This window comes from Paenibacillus sp. FSL R10-2199, from assembly GCF_038000235.1.
Classification (GTDB): Bacteria; Bacillota; Bacilli; order Paenibacillales; family Paenibacillaceae; genus Paenibacillus_AQ; species Paenibacillus_AQ phytohabitans.
Genome location: NZ_JBBOBO010000001.1, coordinates 705,044 through 723,321, shown reverse-complemented (window position 1 = coordinate 723,321; position 18,278 = coordinate 705,044). Strand labels below are relative to the sequence as shown.

Annotated in this window: 15 protein-coding genes and 1 tRNA gene; 5 read left to right on the top strand and 11 right to left on the bottom strand. The window is 52.7% G+C overall.

Annotated features, from left to right (window positions below; translation table 11 throughout):
• Nucleotides 1-34 precede the first annotated feature (34 nt).
• Nucleotides 35-1,831: a helix-turn-helix domain-containing protein gene (locus NYE33_RS03040; RefSeq protein ID WP_341064727.1), complete on the bottom strand. Its 1,797-nt coding sequence runs from the start codon at nt 1,829-1,831 to the stop codon at nt 35-37.
• Between the two features lie 296 nt (nt 1,832-2,127).
• Between NYE33_RS03040 and NYE33_RS03035 the strand changes: the two genes are divergently transcribed.
• Both NYE33_RS03035 and NYE33_RS03030 read left to right on the top strand, forming a co-directional pair.
• Nucleotides 2,128-2,211 (top strand) — tRNA-Leu (locus NYE33_RS03035).
• Nucleotides 2,212-2,320: 109 nt separating this feature from the next.
• The gene (locus NYE33_RS03030; protein WP_076243450.1) at nt 2,321-3,709 is read left to right on the top strand and encodes an MATE family efflux transporter; all 1,389 of its coding nucleotides are present in this window, start codon (nt 2,321-2,323) and stop codon (nt 3,707-3,709) included.
• 113 nt (nt 3,710-3,822) lie between these two features.
• Here the strand turns inward: NYE33_RS03030 and NYE33_RS03025 are convergent, their stop codons facing one another.
• A complete protein-coding gene (locus tag NYE33_RS03025; RefSeq protein ID WP_039296914.1) occupies nt 3,823-5,109 on the bottom strand; it encodes a Gfo/Idh/MocA family oxidoreductase in 1,287 nt (428 codons plus the stop codon).
• 127 nt (nt 5,110-5,236) lie between these two features.
• Between NYE33_RS03025 and NYE33_RS03020 the strand changes: the two genes are divergently transcribed.
• Together NYE33_RS03020 and NYE33_RS03015 are read left to right on the top strand one after the other, a co-directional pair.
• Nucleotides 5,237-6,052 (top strand): AraC family transcriptional regulator, encoded by an 816-nt coding sequence (locus NYE33_RS03020; RefSeq protein ID WP_341064726.1) that lies wholly within the window; start codon nt 5,237-5,239, stop codon nt 6,050-6,052.
• A gap of 152 nt (nt 6,053-6,204) precedes the next feature.
• Nucleotides 6,205-6,600, top strand: a complete 396-nt coding sequence (locus NYE33_RS03015) for an HIT family protein (RefSeq protein ID WP_231575262.1) — start codon at nt 6,205-6,207, stop codon at nt 6,598-6,600.
• A 117-nt stretch (nt 6,601-6,717) separates the two neighbouring features.
• Here NYE33_RS03015 and NYE33_RS03010 read toward each other — a convergent pair whose 3' ends face one another.
• The 8 genes from NYE33_RS03010 to udk all read right to left on the bottom strand — a co-directional run bounded on the left by NYE33_RS03010 (nt 6,718) and on the right by udk (nt 15,508).
• Nucleotides 6,718-7,533, bottom strand: a complete 816-nt coding sequence (locus tag NYE33_RS03010; RefSeq protein ID WP_042132818.1) for a DUF2935 domain-containing protein — start codon at nt 7,531-7,533, stop codon at nt 6,718-6,720.
• 103 nt (nt 7,534-7,636) lie between these two features.
• Nucleotides 7,637-8,986: a 6-phospho-beta-glucosidase gene (locus tag NYE33_RS03005; protein WP_341064724.1), complete on the bottom strand. Its 1,350-nt coding sequence runs from the start codon at nt 8,984-8,986 to the stop codon at nt 7,637-7,639.
• Between the two features lie 6 nt (nt 8,987-8,992).
• The gene (locus NYE33_RS03000) at nt 8,993-9,988 is read right to left on the bottom strand and encodes an N-acetylglucosamine kinase (protein WP_042132820.1); all 996 of its coding nucleotides are present in this window, start codon (nt 9,986-9,988) and stop codon (nt 8,993-8,995) included.
• Between the two features lie 101 nt (nt 9,989-10,089).
• The gene (locus NYE33_RS02995) at nt 10,090-11,079 is read right to left on the bottom strand and encodes a LacI family DNA-binding transcriptional regulator (RefSeq protein WP_076243454.1); all 990 of its coding nucleotides are present in this window, start codon (nt 11,077-11,079) and stop codon (nt 10,090-10,092) included.
• Nucleotides 11,080-11,187: 108 nt separating this feature from the next.
• On the bottom strand, nt 11,188-12,576 hold the full coding sequence (locus NYE33_RS02990; RefSeq protein ID WP_081969789.1) for an ABC transporter substrate-binding protein: 1,389 nt from the start codon (nt 12,574-12,576) through the stop codon (nt 11,188-11,190).
• Between the two features lie 40 nt (nt 12,577-12,616).
• On the bottom strand, nt 12,617-13,495 hold the full coding sequence (locus NYE33_RS02985; RefSeq protein WP_052421623.1) for a carbohydrate ABC transporter permease: 879 nt from the start codon (nt 13,493-13,495) through the stop codon (nt 12,617-12,619).
• On the bottom strand, nt 13,492-14,349 hold the full coding sequence (locus NYE33_RS02980) for a carbohydrate ABC transporter permease (protein ID WP_445669800.1): 858 nt from the start codon (nt 14,347-14,349) through the stop codon (nt 13,492-13,494). Before NYE33_RS02980 ends, NYE33_RS02985 begins: the two co-directional genes overlap by 4 nt.
• A 529-nt stretch (nt 14,350-14,878) precedes the next feature.
• Complete coding sequence (udk, locus tag NYE33_RS02975; RefSeq protein ID WP_039296931.1) at nt 14,879-15,508, bottom strand: uridine kinase; 630 nt, start codon at nt 15,506-15,508, stop codon at nt 14,879-14,881.
• A 192-nt stretch (nt 15,509-15,700) separates the two neighbouring features.
• On the opposite strand from udk, the gene NYE33_RS02970 reads away from it, so the two are divergent.
• Nucleotides 15,701-16,792 carry a threonine aldolase family protein gene (locus NYE33_RS02970; protein WP_341064720.1) on the top strand — a complete coding sequence of 364 codons (1,092 nt, stop codon included), beginning with the start codon at nt 15,701-15,703 and terminating at the stop codon, nt 16,790-16,792.
• A gap of 89 nt (nt 16,793-16,881) precedes the next feature.
• On the opposite strand, the gene NYE33_RS02965 is transcribed toward NYE33_RS02970, so the two are convergent.
• Nucleotides 16,882-18,201: a glycosyltransferase family 2 protein gene (locus NYE33_RS02965; protein WP_341064718.1), complete on the bottom strand. Its 1,320-nt coding sequence runs from the start codon at nt 18,199-18,201 to the stop codon at nt 16,882-16,884.
• Nucleotides 18,202-18,278: the final 77 nt, after the last annotated feature.

Genomic DNA, 18,278 nt, shown 5'->3' with positions numbered 1-18,278 from the left:
AAGCGCTAAGCGCTTCTCCTTGAGCCATTTCAGGTCAATCCTCTGTTATGCCAAGCACTGTCTCTGCAAGTGTATCTCCCCGGCGCTCCAATGACGCTACCAGCGTCAGTAGCTCTGCCTGCTTTTCCCGTTGCCGGGCCGTCCAGCTAAACCGGGGTGAGGCTCCTGTCTTCCGGACTACAGCAGGATCGGCAAGATTCTTATAAAAGTCTTCGAGCAGAGCAGCCATTTCAGCATATACCCCGGCCATTTCCGACAAGGCTGTCAGCTCACGCGGATCCTGCACCAGAGGCAGAGATTCCTGCAAATAGGCGGCGGCACTTCTTCTGGCATCGGCCAGCGCCATCATGCAGAAGTGGTTGACTGAGAGCCTGCGGCTGTACGCTTCATCCTCCGCTGTAGCATACCACTGATGGTCCAGCAGTCCCTCGCTCCATACTTCCAGAGCCTTGTAGCCGGCTGTATAACAGCTATTGCCTTCGGACTCCATATGCATAGAATCGAGCTTAATCCGAAGGGAAGCATACAGATTATCCAATGCAGAAGGGAGCATGGTCTGTTCGCCAAGACGGATAATCTTATAGGGCCAATGATCGACATGAAGGTAACCCTTGCTTACCTCCATATACATCTGGAATTCGGAGTCTGCTTCAAGCGCTTCAAAGGTCTCATCGTCAAAATAACTCCGGCACAGCAGGGTTAGGCCATCCTCCAAATATCCGGTAATCACTCCCCATTCAGGTGCCACCCTGAGATTAATGGCTATAGGCAGCCTGCCTGCACGAATATCCTCGAGAATTGCCAGCTTCTCGGCTGCGCGCTGCTGCGGTTCCAGCCGGTTGGCCTGGATGGCGTGTATTCCATAAGCTGTGCAGGCTGGCACGGAGTAGTCATAGACGACTAGCGCATCCGCAGAGCTGTAATCCCACACTGGTTCAAAGGCGACCCTCCAGCATGCTCCTGAATAGCCCATAACCCGCTCATAGGTTGTCTCTATCCCTCTGGCGGCAAGTGAGAGCGTCATTGCTCCTGCCCAGGAGCAGTCCATACCCCGGCCGAATCCCAGCCGGCTGACTCCCTCTACAATGCACTGCTGATCGGCAGGATCACTTTGGCAGAGAGAGGCCCGGTCCGGACTGTAATGAATCTGTTCGCCTTCTGCACAGCTAATAGCATGAATGCCATGACCATTCAGGTACACCAGCAGCAGGTAGTCATTGCCTTCATTGTCAATCAGACTCGGAAACAGCTCATGTGAGGCGGTGAATGAATTCCACCGGAAATGCTCATAATGCTTCATTTTCTGTAAGACGCTGCGGTTCGCCTGTTCATTACCGTATTTGGCTTCAAGAATCTGCAGCTCATTGCCGCCGGAGACATAGCCGGTAGAATGAACATCTATCACCAAAAGCTGGTCCTTCAGCACATAAGTTGAATAGATTCCCGCTGGGGTCTCATAGGTAACGAGCAGCAGCTTTAGACGGTCACCCTCTAAAGATTGGGGAAAAATCTGATCCCCGGCAATTAAGCTTAGGCGGTTCGAGGTAACAAATTGATTCACGAAATGAGTAACATCCAGCTCCTGCCGGCCATCCGTGTAGATAGCTGAGAGCACTACAAGCTCTTGAGGCAGCAGAATGCTGTCGATCGAGTGGCTTAATGCAGCGGATAGCAGGGGGAGGGTCGCCGTCTCCGGCAGGGATTTGCCGGTTTCCCATTTGGACACCGCCTGGGCGCTGACATGCAGCAGTTCCGCTAATTGTTCCTGTGACAAGCCTTTTGTTCTCCGGAGCGTGGCAATCCTTTGTCCAACCTTTTCGCTACTAACCATACAAAGTACAACTCCTATAATGGATTTCGACGTCGTAACTCTATTATAATCTGAACTCCTGATATGACCATTTATTGGAGTATAGGCCCGGAGATGAAAAAATCAACTGCAGGTTGATGCACAGGATTTTTCCGGACGCCTGCCGGATGCTGCTGTTAAAGTACTCTGTCCTGATTTCCGCTTTATTCAGCGAATCTTCCTATGATAATTATCTTGAACAAAAAAATAAAAAAACTCTTGTTCTTCCGGCAAAATCATGATATATTAATTCTTGCATTGCATTGAATCTTTTCTTTGCGGTCATGGCGGAATTGGCAGACGCGCTGGCTTCAGGTGCCAGTGATAGCAATATCGTGGAGGTTCGAGTCCTCTTGACCGCATACAGCTTTATACGTAGTGCAAGCGAAAGCTCTTCTTCCTGAAGAGCCTTTTTTTATTTTTGCGGAAGTTTGCCGCAACAAGTCTAAACATAAGAGAAGTGAATTTGTAATGGAGCCCAGCAGCAATATGAAGCCCAGCCAGCGATTCCTTGAGAAGCATTTCTCCGGAGAATCCATTGACTATCGCCAGATCATAGCATTATTCCTCCCTGTACTGGTGGACCAGGCCTTCGTGGTCGGGCTGAATCTCGTCAATACAGCGATGATCAGTTCCTCCGGGGTAGCAGCAATCAGTGCGGTGAATATGATAGATTCGCTGAATATTTTTCTGATCAGTGTGTTCATCGCCGTATCTACAGGGGGTACTGTCGTTGTAGCCCAGTACAAAGGGAGCGGCAATGAGCTAATGGTCTCCAAGGCGACCGCCGGAGCGGTGTCTTCCGTTTCTTTGATGGCTTTTTGCATCGGCTTATTCGGAATTGTGTTCCATGGTCCGTTGCTGCATTTATTGTTCGGTGCGGCTTCGCCTGAGGTGATGGCCAATGCCCGGACGTATCTGATCGGCAGCAGCTTGTCCTATCTGGGGATTGCTGTGATGGAGGCGGTATGCGGCGCGCTGCGCGGCATCGGGCGGACGAGGGCATCGCTCGTACTGTCACTGATCATGAATTTCTCCTATGTGCTGCTGAACTTTGTCTTCATTAACGGGCTGCATATGGGTGTGTTCGGAATGACCATTGCCATTAATATATCGCGGTATCTTGCGGCCGCCTGCTCGCTGATCTATCTCTTCCGGCTGGACAGCAGTCTGCATGTAAAGATCCGTGACCTGCTGGTGCTGAACTGGACGATGCTCCGGAGAATCATGTCGATCGGCCTGCCGTTTGCGGCGGAGCAGATGTTCTTCAACGGCGGGAAAATTCTCACGCAGATCTTCATCGTCAGCCTGGGTACCTATGCGATTGCTACCAATGCGATCAGTTCTACGCTGGCGGGAGTAATGCAGATTCCGGCGAATGCACTGTCCCTGACGCTGATTACGGTGGTCGGTCAATGCATAGGAAGCCGCAATGTCAAAGATGCACGCAAATTTGTGAAGTCCTTCCTGTGGCTGTCTTCGGCCTCTTTTATACTGATGGGACTGCTGATCTTCCCGTTATTTAATCCGCTGGTATCGATGTTCCATCCGCCGCAGGAGATTGTCCGGGATATCTTCATCGTCTTCCTGATCAACTCGCTGGCCCAGATTCCGTTATGGTCGATCAGCTTCATTACCCCTTCGGCGCTCAGAGCAGCGGGTGATTCCAAGTTCACCTCGATTGTTTCCATGCTCTCAATGTGGCTGTTCCGTGTAGTACTCGGATATATTCTGGGGATTGTGCTGAACATGGGCATTATCGGGGTATGGCTGGCCATGAACTGTGAATGGGGGATACGCGGCTTCATCTTCATACGGCGTTTCCTCGGCGAGAAGTGGCTGCAGCACAAGGTCATTTAAGCCAAACCTGTCCCGAGCATCCGCTGAAAATAAACAAGAACCCATTCTCCGCGTTCAGGCGGAGGATGGGTTCTTTGGTCTGCTGCATAATTTAACGGATGCCGACCGGTGAACTACGCCTTCCAGATATCATCAACCTTCACCGGCTGGCCGGTCTTGATGGAGCGGTTGGCGGCAATGCCGGTCATGATCGACATTGCGCCGTCCTTGTGCGAGGCTGCACGGTTGAAGCGGTCTTCCTGCTTCTTGTCAAAAATATCGCGCAACAGCACCGGATCGCCGCCGCCGTGTCCGCCTGCGCTGCTCTCGAACTCCACGCGGTAAGGCTCTTTGAAGTGCGGATAGATCATGATATTCACGCCTTCCAGGGCGCCTTCGTTCTCTTTTTTGCCGCCAGAATTGACGTAGGACTGCTCCGTAATGCGGACCTCCATCCGTCCCTGCGTGCCGTTGAAGACGATGATGAAGCCTTCCCACGGCATATACGCGTTAAGCGAATAGTTCATGACTGTCTTGTTCTTATATTTGACCATAACATTCATTGTATCCTCGATGCTGATATTGTCTCCGAAGACGCTCTGGTCGCGCTGGTAGCCGTCTTCATGCTCGGCATCCAGATACATGCTCTTCAGGTGCTCGTTGCGGTCCAGATGAAGCGCGAACGGGTCGTTCTCGGCAGCTTTGCTGCCGTAGGCGCGCTGGTAGAACTCGGTGATGCCGCGTTTCTCGGCATTCTCCTTGCCGTAGAAGCGCAGATCGCCCATGGCGAACACTGTATCCGGCTGTGAAGCGAGCCAGAAGTTCATCAGGTCGAAGTGATGCGTCGATTTGTGCACCAGCAGGCCGCCGCTGTTCCGCTTATCGCGGTGCCATCTGCGGAAATAGTCCGCTCCATGCTGGGTGTTCAGCAGCCATTCAAAATTGACGGACAGAATCTCGCCCAGCACGCCGTCCATAATGACCTCGCGGATCTTCGTGTTATGCGGCGCATAGCGGTAGTTGAAGGTGACACGCAGATTCTTGCCGGTGCGCCGGATGGCATCGAAGATCTCCTGGCATTTCTCTTCGTCAATCGTCATCGGCTTCTCGGAAATGACGTCACAGCCAAGCTCCATTGCGCGGATAATATACTTGTGATGCGTGCGGTCAATGGTGGTTACCAGTACATAGTCAGGCTTGGTTTCGGCAATCATCCGGTCGAAATCTTCGGCTTTGTAGGTAGGCACCTCATGGTAGCCGTATTTATCAGTCAGCATATGGTTAGCGAAATTCATCCGCGTCTGATTGACATCACAGATGGCGACCAGCTCGGACGTCTCGTTGTAAACGGTAACAAGAGCGCCGTAGAAAAATTCGGCCCGGCCACCGGTACCGACGATTACATATTTCTTTTTGGACAAGGGGATCACTCCATTTACTTGGATTTGATTCTATTTTATAGTATAGGAAATGCAGAAAGTGTACGGTATTTAGTCTATTTAACCGGAAAGTATGCATATCTTATCCTCACAGGAGGCCTGGTGCAGAGTGGAGCCCATCTTTCAGATCGAGCAGCTCAAGCGGAGCGGATACTTCAATATGGACATTGACCATTTCCATGATTTCTATGAGATTTACTATCTGCTGTCCGGGGAACGGCATTACTATATCCGCAACCGTATTTACGCGCTGGAGGCCGGAGACCTGGTGTTTATTAACAAAAATCATCTGCACCGCACAACGGGCGGAAACCACCAGCCGCATGAACGGGTCCTGGTCAGCTTCGATGATTCGTATCTGGAACCGGCTGCTCCCGGGCCGAACTGGATGAATGTCTTTGCGGGGGAGAGCTTCCTGCTGCGGCCTACTGCGCATGAACAGGGAGTGATTGCTGATTTGCTCTACGCCATGCTGGGTGAACAGAAGGAGGCTAAGCTGTGGGGCAGTGAATATACCAGGACGCTGCTGCTGCAGCTGCTGATCCAGCTGGAGCGGATACGCAAGGCGAAGCCCGCCCTGGTCTCTCCCGAACAAAGCGAGGGGCAGCGCCGGGTGTACGGTATTATTGAATATCTGGATGCCCACTACGGCGAGAAGCTTACCCTTGGCGGGATTGCCGAGCAGTTCTTCGTTAGCTCCACGTATTTGTGCCGGACGTTCAAGCGGACGACAGGGTTCACGGTTATCGAGTACCTGAATTATGTCCGCATCCGCGAGACGAAGGCGCTGCTGACGGATACAGATTGGCCGATCACCCGGGTCGCAGAAGCGACGGGCTTCGACAGCATCGCTCATTTCGGGCGGGTGTTCAAGGGAATTACGGGGCGCTCTCCGCTGCAGTACCGCAAGCAGCACCGGGCGTAACCAGGAGCATCGGAATTTGATAGAGTGTAACCGTTTTAATAGTCGGCAGCAGATTTGTGGAGCAGTATAGAGCGTGTACTAAGATATCGCAGTGTAATCCAGAGGGGAAAGGATCTGAAGATATGGAAAAGAATCAGGAGTGTATGTATTGTATGGAGGATGAACGGCGGGACAACCTGATGATTGAAATCTGCGAGCTGGGGGTTTCGACAGTCTTTCTGTTCAAAGAGCAGACGTATAAGGGCAGATGCAATGTGGTCTACCGCGATCATGTAAAAGAGCTGTTCCAGCTTACCGCAGGCGAGTTGTCCGCGTTCATGAATGATGTTGCGCAGGTAGCCGCAGCGGTGGACCAGGCCTTCGGGCCGGATAAAATAAACTATGGCGCTTACGGCGACAAGCTGCATCATCTACATATGCACATCGTTCCGAAGTACGACGGGCAGGCGGATTATGGTTCCACCTTCCAGATGAATCCGGGCCAAACCTATTTGACGGATGAAGAGGTTCAGGAGATGATCGGGAAGATTAGAGCTTATTTGCAATGATAATAACCCTGGGCCTATAACTGTGGCCATCGAATAAGAAATACATGAACCAAAGGCGAATTCTTACCCGGGAGGGAGTGGGAATTCGCCTTTATCCATTTAGGTGCGATTCTTCGTTTAAAACAGGATTTCCCGCTTGTTCACCTTAACACCCGACAAGGATTTATCAAACATATCGAGTATAAAAAGGAAACGTTCAGCTTCACGAAATACATGGTCTGCCAGTAACGGATGAATGATGCTTTTAATTCGGCATTCCTCAATTAAATCACGTGCAGTTTTTTTGAAATCACGGAGTGATTTCACAGATACCCTGTTTTCATCAACAAATTGGCTTAATAAAGGGACGGTTTGAGATTGTGGCCGCATATGACTTAAATCCATGGCTTGAAACAAAAGCGTATCAAATTCATTACTGAATTCTCGTGCCTGGTCAACCAATTTTCTTTCAGAGGGGTCCAGCAAATGGCCGATAAATTTCGCGTGGTCAGCCATAATCTTAAGAAAGAAGACATTCTCGTCAATAATCGCATCAGGCAAGGGCTCTAGTTGCCCTGAATTGAGTTCATTCAAGCGGTTTCGGAAATAATTAGCTTCTCTGCTTACATGATCAACCAATAAGGGGAAGTTATTTCCGCCCGGCAGCTTGCATTGCAGTATTAATCCAAGCACCTTTCTTTTAAATGCCCAGATATGGGACACAGCAGTATGAACCTCAGAATTAAACCGCTGAATGTTCTGGGGATCTGTCCCAACGTCAAAAGTATTCGCTTTGTTTTCTATGGCTTCAAATGTGGCATAAAATTGCTCTGCTTCCCTAATTAACTGAGTATCTTCACATCTGAAACCAAGTTTTAAAAACAACGAATGCTCCTTCATGATTCTGGACCAGAAACGTATTTCATCTAAAGAGCGGGCAACGAATGCATTCAAACCTATTCCCCCCTTTTATCAAACTCATGCTTTAGATATATGAAATCGTCCGGTCCCGTATAACAACTTTTTCCAATTTGTACACCTGATGATTTGACGTCACCTAAGACCGGGGGAAGTACAAGGCAGGTACAGACGTGGGCTCTTGCCCGAAGAATGCCGGCAGATACTCCTTATTCGCTTCCAGCATCTCATCCAGCATAGCGATAGCCACTTCGACAGAAGGGACAAGCGGATGGTGTGCCAAAGCTTGAATAGCCAGGCTCCGGTCTCCGGTAACGGCAGCGTCGATGGCGAGCTGCTCGTAGGTCTTGACCGCATGGATCAGCCCTTTGGCCATCGGCGGAATCTTGGTCAGCGGCAGCGGCAGTGGGCCAGTCTTGGTGACAACGCAGTTGACCTCGATGCTGGCATCATCCGGCAGGAAGTCCAGGATGCCGCGGTTCGCAACATTCAGCGTCTGAATGTCATTGGTGCCGTTATACAGCGAGCGCATCAGGTTGACGGCAGCCTCCGAATAGAAAGCCCAGCCGCGCTGCTCCAGCTGCTTCGGCTTCTCGCTAAGCTCCAGGTTTCCGTAGATTTCAAACAGCTCTTCCTCCACGCGCTTGACGACTTCTGCACGGTTCTCGCCTTTTGAGGCCGAGGCCTGCTGTTCTTCAAGCATCGCATCCGTCATATAGAAATATTTCAAATAATAAGAGGGGAGGGCATGCAGCGATTGCAGGAACTCGGGATTCCACTCGCGCGCCGGAACATTCTTCGCGCTGTAGCCGGCGGTATCGGCCAGCATGTCATCCAGCTTGTCTTCACCTTCGACATCAATGCGGGTGATCCAGTGCAGGTGATTGAGACCGACGAACTCGGCATAGATCCGGTCTGGGGCCGCATTATATTTGGCGGATACCTGCTTAATCAGACCAATCGGGGCATTGCAGAGGCCGATGCTCTTTACCTTCGAATACCTCAGTACCGCTTCGGTCACCATACCTGCCGGATTGGTGAAGTTGAGCAGCCAGGCGTCCGGAGCCAGCTCCTCGATATCACGGCAGATGCCGAGGATGACGGGGATCGTGCGCAGCGCTTTCAACATTCCGCCGGGGCCGGTCGTTTCCTGGCCGATCACGCCGTATTTCAGCGGAATGGACTCATCGCGGGCGCGGGCATCCAGCATCCCGACGCGGATCTGGGTGCTGACGAAGTCGGCACCTGCAATGGCTTCGCGGCGGTCGGTGGTGAGGTAGACCTCTATAGGAAGGCCGGATTTCTCGACCATCCGCTTGGCCAGAGCGCCTACGATGTTCAGTTTATGCAAGCCGGCTTCAATATCCACAAGCCATAGCTCCCGCACCGGAAGCTCCTTGTAATGCAGAATGAAGCCTTCTACCAGTTCCGGGGTATAGGAAGAACCCCCGCCGATAACGGCGATCTTAAGACCTTGGTTAACTGCCAAGATGAATCACTCCTGTCTTGTTGTTGTGGGGATATGTTCAAATTCCTGAAAGGGACGCATTTGCTCATACATTTCATGGCTTATCGTGATGCCGTCACTCTCCAGCGCCGACCATAGGGCGCCGACGACTGGCTCCGTAGTTAAAGTCACTATAGACGCACCCGGGGCCGCTTCACGCACGGCCTGTTCAATCGGATCGCGGATCCAGCCGCGGTCGCCCCGGGTCAGCAGGCTTCCGGCCAGCACTACATCAAAACCATCGTTCTCCATGCCTAATCTATGGATAACGGCGGCTGCCGCCTTGCCCAGTTCCACGCCCTGACGGTGCAGGATGGCGAGCGCCGCAGCATCGCCTTCGGCAGCCGCCGGGAAGAGCAGGCGGGCGGCATCCAGCGGCACCTGCTTGCTGTGATCGAGGAAATCATTGTACATATCCTCCACCCGTTCATAGCCGAGTAGCTTCAGTAGCGGCTCCGTGAGCAGGGTGGCAGACTCCCGGCCGTCCCAGGCGCGGATGACCGTGCGGAATACCTCGATATTCAGTGCGCCGCCGCCGCCGAAATCGCCGTACATATAATCGAAGCCGCCGCACTGGAAGTGCTGGCCCTGCGGGTTGCGGCCGGCTGCGTTAGTGCCGGTGCCGCAGATCAGGGCAACCCCGTAGGGGCGGTCTGTGCCCGCCCTCAGGCCGATCATCGGGTCGCCGCTGATCGTATATGCAGTAAATCCGATGCCGCGGATCATCGGATGAAGGATCTCATAATCGGTCTTGCGGTCGGCCCCGGCAAGGCCCAGGTACGTATGCCTGATATCCTCCAGCCGGAGTCCGGCTTCAGCCAGAGCGGCCAAGGCTGCTTCGCGGATACTTGCCGCCGCCTGCTGCGCTCCGGTCTGGTGATTACCGTTGCCGCTCCTGCCTTTGCCGAGGATATGGCCGTGTTCATCGCTTAGGAGGGCGTAGGTTTTGCTGCCTCCCCCATCGATCCCCAAGTAGTAAGCCAATGGTCGTCACTCCTAAAGTTTTGATAGCCTAACCTTCTTCGATGCCCACTTCGCAAAACTCGCTTCGGAAGCATATGCTTAGTTTTGATAGCATCCCATCATCAGGATTTCAGCGTAGATTCCCGTACGATCAGCTCCGGATCGATCCGGATGTTCGAGCCGCGCTTCATCTCGCCGCTTAGTCTGCGCAGCAGCATATCGGCTGCCGCCACTCCGATCTTGTCCGCCGGCTGGCGCAGGGTGGTCAGATGCGGCCGGAGCTGGGAAGCAATATAGTGGTCGTCATAGCCGACCACTGCGACTTCGTCAGGCACCCGCACCCCCGCTTCCATCAGGGCGTTGATGACGCCGAGAGCGATATTGTCATCCCCGGCGAACACGGCTGCCGGAAGCTTGCCCGCTTGCAGCCAGCGTCTCGCCGTGCTGTAACCCATCTCGATCTCGAATTCGCCGGAGACGATTTCGAACGGGGTAATCCCCCGGTCCTGCAGTGCCTGCTGGAAGCCGGCGCGCCGTTCCCGCGTGCTGCGGAACATTTCCTGCCCGCAGATATGGGCGATGGAGGTATGCCCCAGCTCCAGCAGGTGGCTGGCCGCGGCATATCCGCCTTTGAAGTTATCAATGGTAATCGAGTAGGTGTCGTTCTCCGGCAGCTGATTGTCAATCAGTACATAGGGGATACCCCGCCGTTTCAGCTCCATGATATAATTGTCTTCTTTCATCGGCGAGAGCAGGATAAGCCCGTCTACACGGTCTTCCTGAATCAGATAGTGGTTCTCGTCCGAGCCGATGCCCGTAGAGATGGAGATGGCCAGGAAATAACCATGCAGGGCCAGCGTCTCATTCAGCTCTTTGACCACCGCATCGAAGAAGGAATCCTGAAGCGTCGTTACAATCAGGCCGATGATGCCGGTCTTGCCGCTGGCCAGACTGCGTGCAGCTGCATTAGGGCGGTAATCCAGCTCTTTGATTGCATCGAGCACCTTCTGGCGGTTGTTCTCCCGCACTGACCCGGCACCATTTAATACCCGCGATACGGTGACCACGGACAGCCCTGATTTTTTGGCTACATCAAAAATACTTACTTTCATCTCAAACGCTCCTTGCGGCGGATTTTCCGGTGCTAGTATCTGTCTCCAGTATACAGGGAGCGCCGGTGTTCCGCTAAACGTATAATTGCCGCAGCGGCTGAAGCCGCCTTATCTTTTGATAATCTCCGTTACTTTCTTCTGAATCACCGGCATCACCTCTTCCAGCGTCTTGTGTCCGGTCTCGACAGGCTGCAGCTCATTAATGAACATGTCGTTGATCTGCGAGTAGTTGGTAATCAGATGGTTGTAGGATTCATAACCGTATTTGACTGCGCCCTCGTAGACCTTCTTCACATCCTCCGGATCAATCCCGTCGAAATGCTTGTAATAGACTTCAGCGGCTTCGGTGTTGACCGGCGGATTGCCGCCGCTCAGCTCAATGGACTTCTCCTGGACCTCGGTGGTCATCAGGTATTTGATCCATTCAAAAGCTTCCTTCGGATGCTTCGAATCCTTCAGAATCAGCAGCGGATCGACGAACAGTGTGCTGCGCACCTGCTCATTGCCGCCCCACGGCACTGCGGCTACGCCGATTTTGAACGGAAAATCGTTAGCCCCTGCGAGGTTCCAGGAACCGCCGATCGACATCCCGATCTTGCCTGCAACGAACGGATCGCCGTTCTGTCCGGCTACGCTTTTACTCCACTCGGAAGTGGGGGACACCTTATCCTTGAAGACAAGGTCGAACAGCTTCTGGTAAGCGGCAATGACCTCAGGGGAGTCGAAGTGTGTCTCGGAAGGAACACCGCCGTTGGTCCAGGTATCCTCGGAGTAAGGCTCTGCCCCGAAGTACAGCGGCCGCATATCCCGTTCCGCCCAGGTGAAGTCTACGCCGTATTGCGTTTTGGCGATATCGTCAGAGACGATCGTCATCTTCTTGGCATCCTCAACCATCCGCTCAAAAGTCCAGCTCTTATCTTCATAGTCGCTTGGCGGATAGGAGACACCTGCCGTATCGAACATATCCTTGTTGTAGAGCATCAGGGTGACATACATATTGACCGGTATGCCGTAGGTATGGCCGTTCACCGTGTAGATCTTCATCAGATTCTCCGGGATGTTATAGTCCTCGGCCTTGAACCCGTCTTCCTTAATGAGGTCGGTCAGGTCGAGCAGCATGTCTTTGTTATAATACTCGGCGAAGCCGCCGTATCCGTAGTGGCTCGTAACATCCGGGGAATTGCCGCCGGCAATCAGCGTCTGCAGCTTGCTGTCGAACTGCTCGTATGGTGCCTTCTCCACCTTAACCTTGATATTCGGATGTTCTTTCTCGAAGTCAGGAATCAGCTTCTCAATGAATGTGCGGTCCTCCGAGTCAATCGTATAGTGGGATATTGTCACCTGTTCACCGGACCCGCCGGAATTCCCTGCTCCGCTGTCCCCTGCTGCGACATTCCCTGCTGATTTGCCGCCGCCGCAGCCCGATATTGCTACCATTGCTGTCAGAACTGTTGTAAGCAGGACGGCCGGCCTCTTGCTCTTCATGATCTTGTTCATTGTCCAATCCCTCCATGATTTCAAGTATTGTGGACCCGGATTACTTAATGCCTGTCAGCACAATGCCCTCCACAAACTGCTTCTGGGCGATAGCGAACAGAGTGACGATCGGAACCATAGCCAGGACCGAGGCGACCATCAGCAGATGCCACGGCGGAATGCGGAAACGTGATGAGGTGAGCGAGGCCATGCCGACCGGAAGCGTGAATTTGTCCGACGAGCTTAAGTAGAGCACAGGGGTCAGCAGATCATTCCAGCTGTAGATAAAAGCAAAGATCGCAACGGTCGCCAGCGCCGGTGCAGACAGCGGAAGCGCGATGGTCCGCCACATCCGCAGCTCGCCGCAGCCGTCAATCCGTCCGGCGTCGAACAATTCCTCGGGCAGTGTAGAGAAGAACTGCCGCAGTAGGAAGATGTTATACGCCGAGCCGAAGAAGGCGGGCACGATCAGCGGCAGGAAGGTATCGATCCACTGCATTTTGGAGAACAGCACGAACTGCGGAATCATAATCGCCGGATAAGGCAGCATCATCGTGCTCAGCAGCAGGATGAACCAGAAGTTGTTGCCGCGCCCCCGGTATCTGGCGAACCCGTAAGCGACCAGCGCCGAAGAGAGCAGGGTACCGAAGACGGAGAGGCCGGCGATAATCAGGCTGTTCTTGTACAGTGTGCCGAACTGGAGAGTCTCAAAAATATCGGTATAATTGCTCCAGGCCCAGCTCTCCGGCAGAAAGGTCGGCGGAAACTTCAGCATTTCCCGTTTCGACTTCAGCGAGGTGGAGACCATGAAGAACAGCGGCAGCAGCATGAGGAATGTAGTGATTATCAGTGTGATGAAGCTGGCGATTTTAACAGGATCAGCTCTCCGGCGCAGCCGGGAAGGCGGGCTAAGCGGGCTCGCGGCCTTAACGGTACTCATCGGCGGCTGCCTCCTTCATAGTGGACATAGCGATTAGACAGCTTCATAATGACGGCCGTGAACAGCATGACGACAATCAGCAGTATCCAGGCAAGGGCTGAAGAGTAGCCAGCACGGTATTCCTTGAAGGCACTGGTATACAGATTGTAGACGTAGAACCAGGTGGAGTAGTTAGGTCCCCCTTGGGTCATGACGAAGGCTTGCGTGAACACCTGGAAAGAGTCGATCAGACCCATAATCAGCTGGAACAGCAGGACTGGTGAGATCATCGGCAGTGTAATATTCATGAAAATGCGGAAGCGTCCTGCCCCGTCCAGGTTAGCGGCTTCAATCAGGCTGGCCGGGACCCCCTGCAAACCGGCGAGGAAAAGGATCATGCCGGAGCCCGCTGTCCAGAAGGACATGATAATCAGGGCGTACAGCGCCGTATCGGGATTCATCAGCCAGGCCGGGCCGTGGAGGCCGAACCAGGAGAGCATGTAGTTGAAGAGACCGATCTGCGGGTTGAAAATCCAGTACCAGAGGAGCGACATCGCAACGCCGGAGACCATGCTCGGGAAATACATCGCTGTCCGGAAGAAACCGCGCCACGGAATGGTCTGATGAAGGAGCAGGGCGAAGCCGAGACCGAGCAGTAATTGCACCGGCACGCTGATGAAGGTATATCTTAGCGTGACTTTTACGGACCGCCAGAACAGCTCGTTATGGAACATCTCCGTGTAGTTGGCGAGACCGATGAACTTCGGCGGATGAATAATGTCATAATCGGTGAAGCTGTAGTACAGCGACGACAAGATAGGATAGAGGGCGAAGATAAGGAAGCCAACCAGCCATGGGGAAATGAACAGATACATGTAGAACGTCTGCCGCCGGCTCTCACTCTTAATCACGAACACACCAGCCTTTCTTTCTTGAAAGTATAAGCGCTTTAACTTTTAGGATAAATAAAAGTCGAAAATTGCCTTTTTAATAGAAATAAAAAATTAATAAGTTTAACCGCTTTAACTTTAAGGTCGCCCTCTTGCACTAATCATAGTGGATGGAACGGGAATAATCAACAGTTATTTCTTTAATAAAGCGCTACCAGTCAATAAATATAACAAGTTAAAGAGATTTGTTGCTGAAAATGCAGAAAATTTCATTGCGATCATGGATATTGTGTTAGATAAAGTTACACATATAAGGGTTTGAAGATTAAAACCGAGACTGTTAGCTCTATATTTCATAAGTCTGCCGGAAGTGATGTGATGTATTCTTCGCATGGAAGAATCGATGGTGATTCCGGGAAAATAAGTGCGCCGGCCGCCCGGCTACAGCAAAAAGCCGCCCGGCATGGCCGGGCGGCTCTCATTCAACTAAGGTATGGGCAGGCGGCTGCTCTGCTTAAGTCCACTGATGATCGCCGGACAGATATTTCTCGGTCAATACGGACAGCAGCTGAATCCCTACTTCATTCTGTCCGCCTTCCGGAATAATCAGGTCAGCATATTTCTTGGACGGCTCGATAAAAGCTTCATGCATCGGCTTAACCGTGGTCAGGTATTGGGTGTGGATCGAACGGATCGTCCGGCCGCGTTCCTCGATATCGCGCAGTACCCGGCGAAGGATACGTACATCGGGGTCGGTATCCACGAATACCTTAATGTTCAGCTGCTCGCGCAGCTTCTCGTCGGAGAGGACATGAAGCCCTTCAAGAATGACGATATTGTTCGGAGCAAGCCGAACGGTCTTCTCGGTAGAGCGGGCATGCACGGTGAAATCATACACTGGGGCAAATGCGGCTTGTCCGGCTTTCAGACAATCTAAATGCTCTATCAGCAGTTCCGTATCAAAGGCCAGCGGGTGATCGTAATTGATCGCACCGCGTTCAGCCATGCTGAGGTAAGAATGGTCTTTATAGTAGTTATCCTGAGATATGAACGTCACTTTGTCAGATCCAAGACGGTCAATAACGGAGCGCGCTACCGTCGTTTTGCCGGAACCGGTCCCGCCGGCGATACCAATAATAAGCATGGTGTTTTTATAAACCTCCCTAAGCGATTGCCTTTGCAATTCCAATATTGTAGCACAGCGGTCAACTTATTTCACCTTGGATCAGGGGAATATCATGTGAACTTTCAAATAAATCGGGTATTTTAGCGAAAAATGATATAATTTCAAGTATTCGTACAGATCGAGCATATTTAAAGGGAGCGGATTAGCGGAATGAATGAGCAGAATGCTTTACTGGAAGCTTATAACGGGACAGAAGTGCAGCTGGCAGGCCATGGGAAAAGAGGGATATCCGTGCTGAAGGAAGCGCTGGCCGGAGTGGAGGATCATCTCGCTGCCGACTTGTATGGGTCAGGCGCAGTAATAGAGGATTTCCAGGCGGAGATGGCCGGGGTGCTCGGCAAGGAAAGCAGTGTATTCTTCCCCAGCGGCACGATGGCCCAGCAGATCGCCCTGCGGATCTGGAGTGACCGCAAAGGCAGCAGAAGAGTGGCTTATCACCCGCTATGCCACCTGGAGATTCATGAGCAGGACGGGCTGAAGGAGCTGCATCATCTGGAGCCGCTGCTGCTGGCAGATAAAGACCGCCTGATCACACTGGATGATGTGAAGAATATGGGGGCGGGTATTGCTTGTCTGCTGCTTGAGCTTCCCCAGCGGGAAATCGGCGGGCAGCTGCCGGAGTATGCCGAGCTGGAAGTTATTTCGGCCTATTGCCGGGAGCAGGGAATCATTCTTCATCTGGACGGGGCACGGCTGTTCGAAGTGCTGCCATACTACGGCAAGACAGCTGCCGAGGTCTGCGGGTTGTTCGACAGTGTATATATATCCTTCTACAAAGGCATCGGCGGAATTGCCGGAGCGATCCTGGCCGGAAGCCGGGAATTCACGGAGGAGTCGAAGATCTGGAAACGGCGCCATGGCGGTGACCTGATCAGTCTCTATCCGTATATCCTGACCGCTAAATATTATTACGGGCAGCGGATCGGCCGGATGGCCGGGTATTATGAGCAGGCCAAGGAGCTGGCTGCCTTATTCAACAGCTGCCATAAGGTGTCTACGCTGCCGGAGGTGCCGGTCTCGAACATGTTCCATGTACATTTCGCGTTATCCAGGGAGCAGCTTGCTCCGGTATTGATTCAGGTGTACAAGGAATCGGGAATCGGGCTGACACCGCGGTTGAAAGAAACAGGAGAAGCTTCATGCTCGTATGAGCTGAACATCGGGGATCTTTACAGCGGAGTGTCCAAGCCTGCGCTGGAAGAAGCCCTCCGGCTGCTGGATAAGCTGCTGCAGGAAATCTAAGGCGGGCAAGAAGAAAAAGCAGCTTCCCCTAATAAGGAAGCTGCTTTTTATGTGGAGAGTTATACCTTCCATCTAGCCGGTCTGTCCCGTTACCGGTTCATCAGCGCCCGTACGAAGGAAACGCGGAGCAGCTGTTTTTTCATCAGCTTGGTGCGGAACTGGCGCTTCAGTTGATTGTAGGCCTGAGGAGAGTGGTTGCTCGCCCAGCTGTACATGAACTTGAAGTCGCTGTGGCTTTTGGCGGAGTTCATCAGGTAGTAAGAGATCGTATCATAGACGTTATGGTTGAACCACTCATTCATTTCCGCCTTGCTGTAGCCGAAGCGCTCGATGGCCATATTGCGGATGTTGCGCTTCTCCTCCAGATTCTCGATCAGGAACGACTGGCTGAGATTGAAGGTGATATTGTTGCCGTGAATCCGGTACACGCCCGCCAGCGTATCAATAAACCCGGCATCGCCGATCAGCAGCGCACGCAGGTATATGGAAGCATCGTTGACCATACTCATATTCAGAATATCCATGCTCATCAGTGCCTCGCGCTTGAATATGGCGGTTAAGGTTGATGCCGGCTTGGGATAGTTCTTCCGCTCGAAGTTCATGAAATAGTCGTGTTTGTCCGTGACGGGACTCAGCCCCAGACTGGAGATGGTGAGTTTCTGCGACTGGGAATACTCCAGGAATACGTTTGCGGCGACAAAAGACAGCTCCGGATGCAGCCGGTGAACCTTCACGGCTTTGGTGAAATAGCTGCGGTCAATGAGATAGTCATCATCGTCCAGGAACAGGATGAATTCCCCGTCGCCATGTGCGGCCAGCGCTCTGCGGCGGTTGTTGCCGGGGCCGCTGTTGGTCTCATTCTGCATGAAGATGACGCGCGGCTCTGCTCCGAAGGTGGCATTCATCATCTCCTGCGTACCGTCGCTGGAGCAATCGTCAATGACGATAATTTCGGTATGCGGATAATCCTGCCGCAGAATGCTGTTCACTGCCTGCTGCAGGAAATCTTTTCTATTATAAGTAGTGATAATTACGCTAACCTTCGGATGGCTTGCGGGACCGGCGCCAAGGTTGAGTGTAGACTCCTGCGTATCAGGCCCGCTGCTGCTGAGTGCGGCAAGCCCCTGCATGAACCCGATTATCTCATCGATTTGAATATTGAATTGAGTGCTGACATAATACTGGAGCGCGTCATCCGAAGCCCGGCCTGCCAGAAAGGCATCCAGGACACCGATGAGCGTCTCCAGATGTTCTTTGATTCCGGCATCACTCTCGCTGCTGCTGATATTCCTGGCCTGGCGGATAAGCTCCTCACGCGTCAGACCCCCGGCGGGCGGATGATGAATATCGTCACTCAGCTGATGCAGCAGATGCAGTCCTGCTTCATGTAAGTCCCCGCGGTGATCCATAATCAGTCCTCCTAAAAGTTTTATGGAGCAATACTTCCAGGCTCACTTCGCAATAAAACTCGCTTCGGAAGCATGGG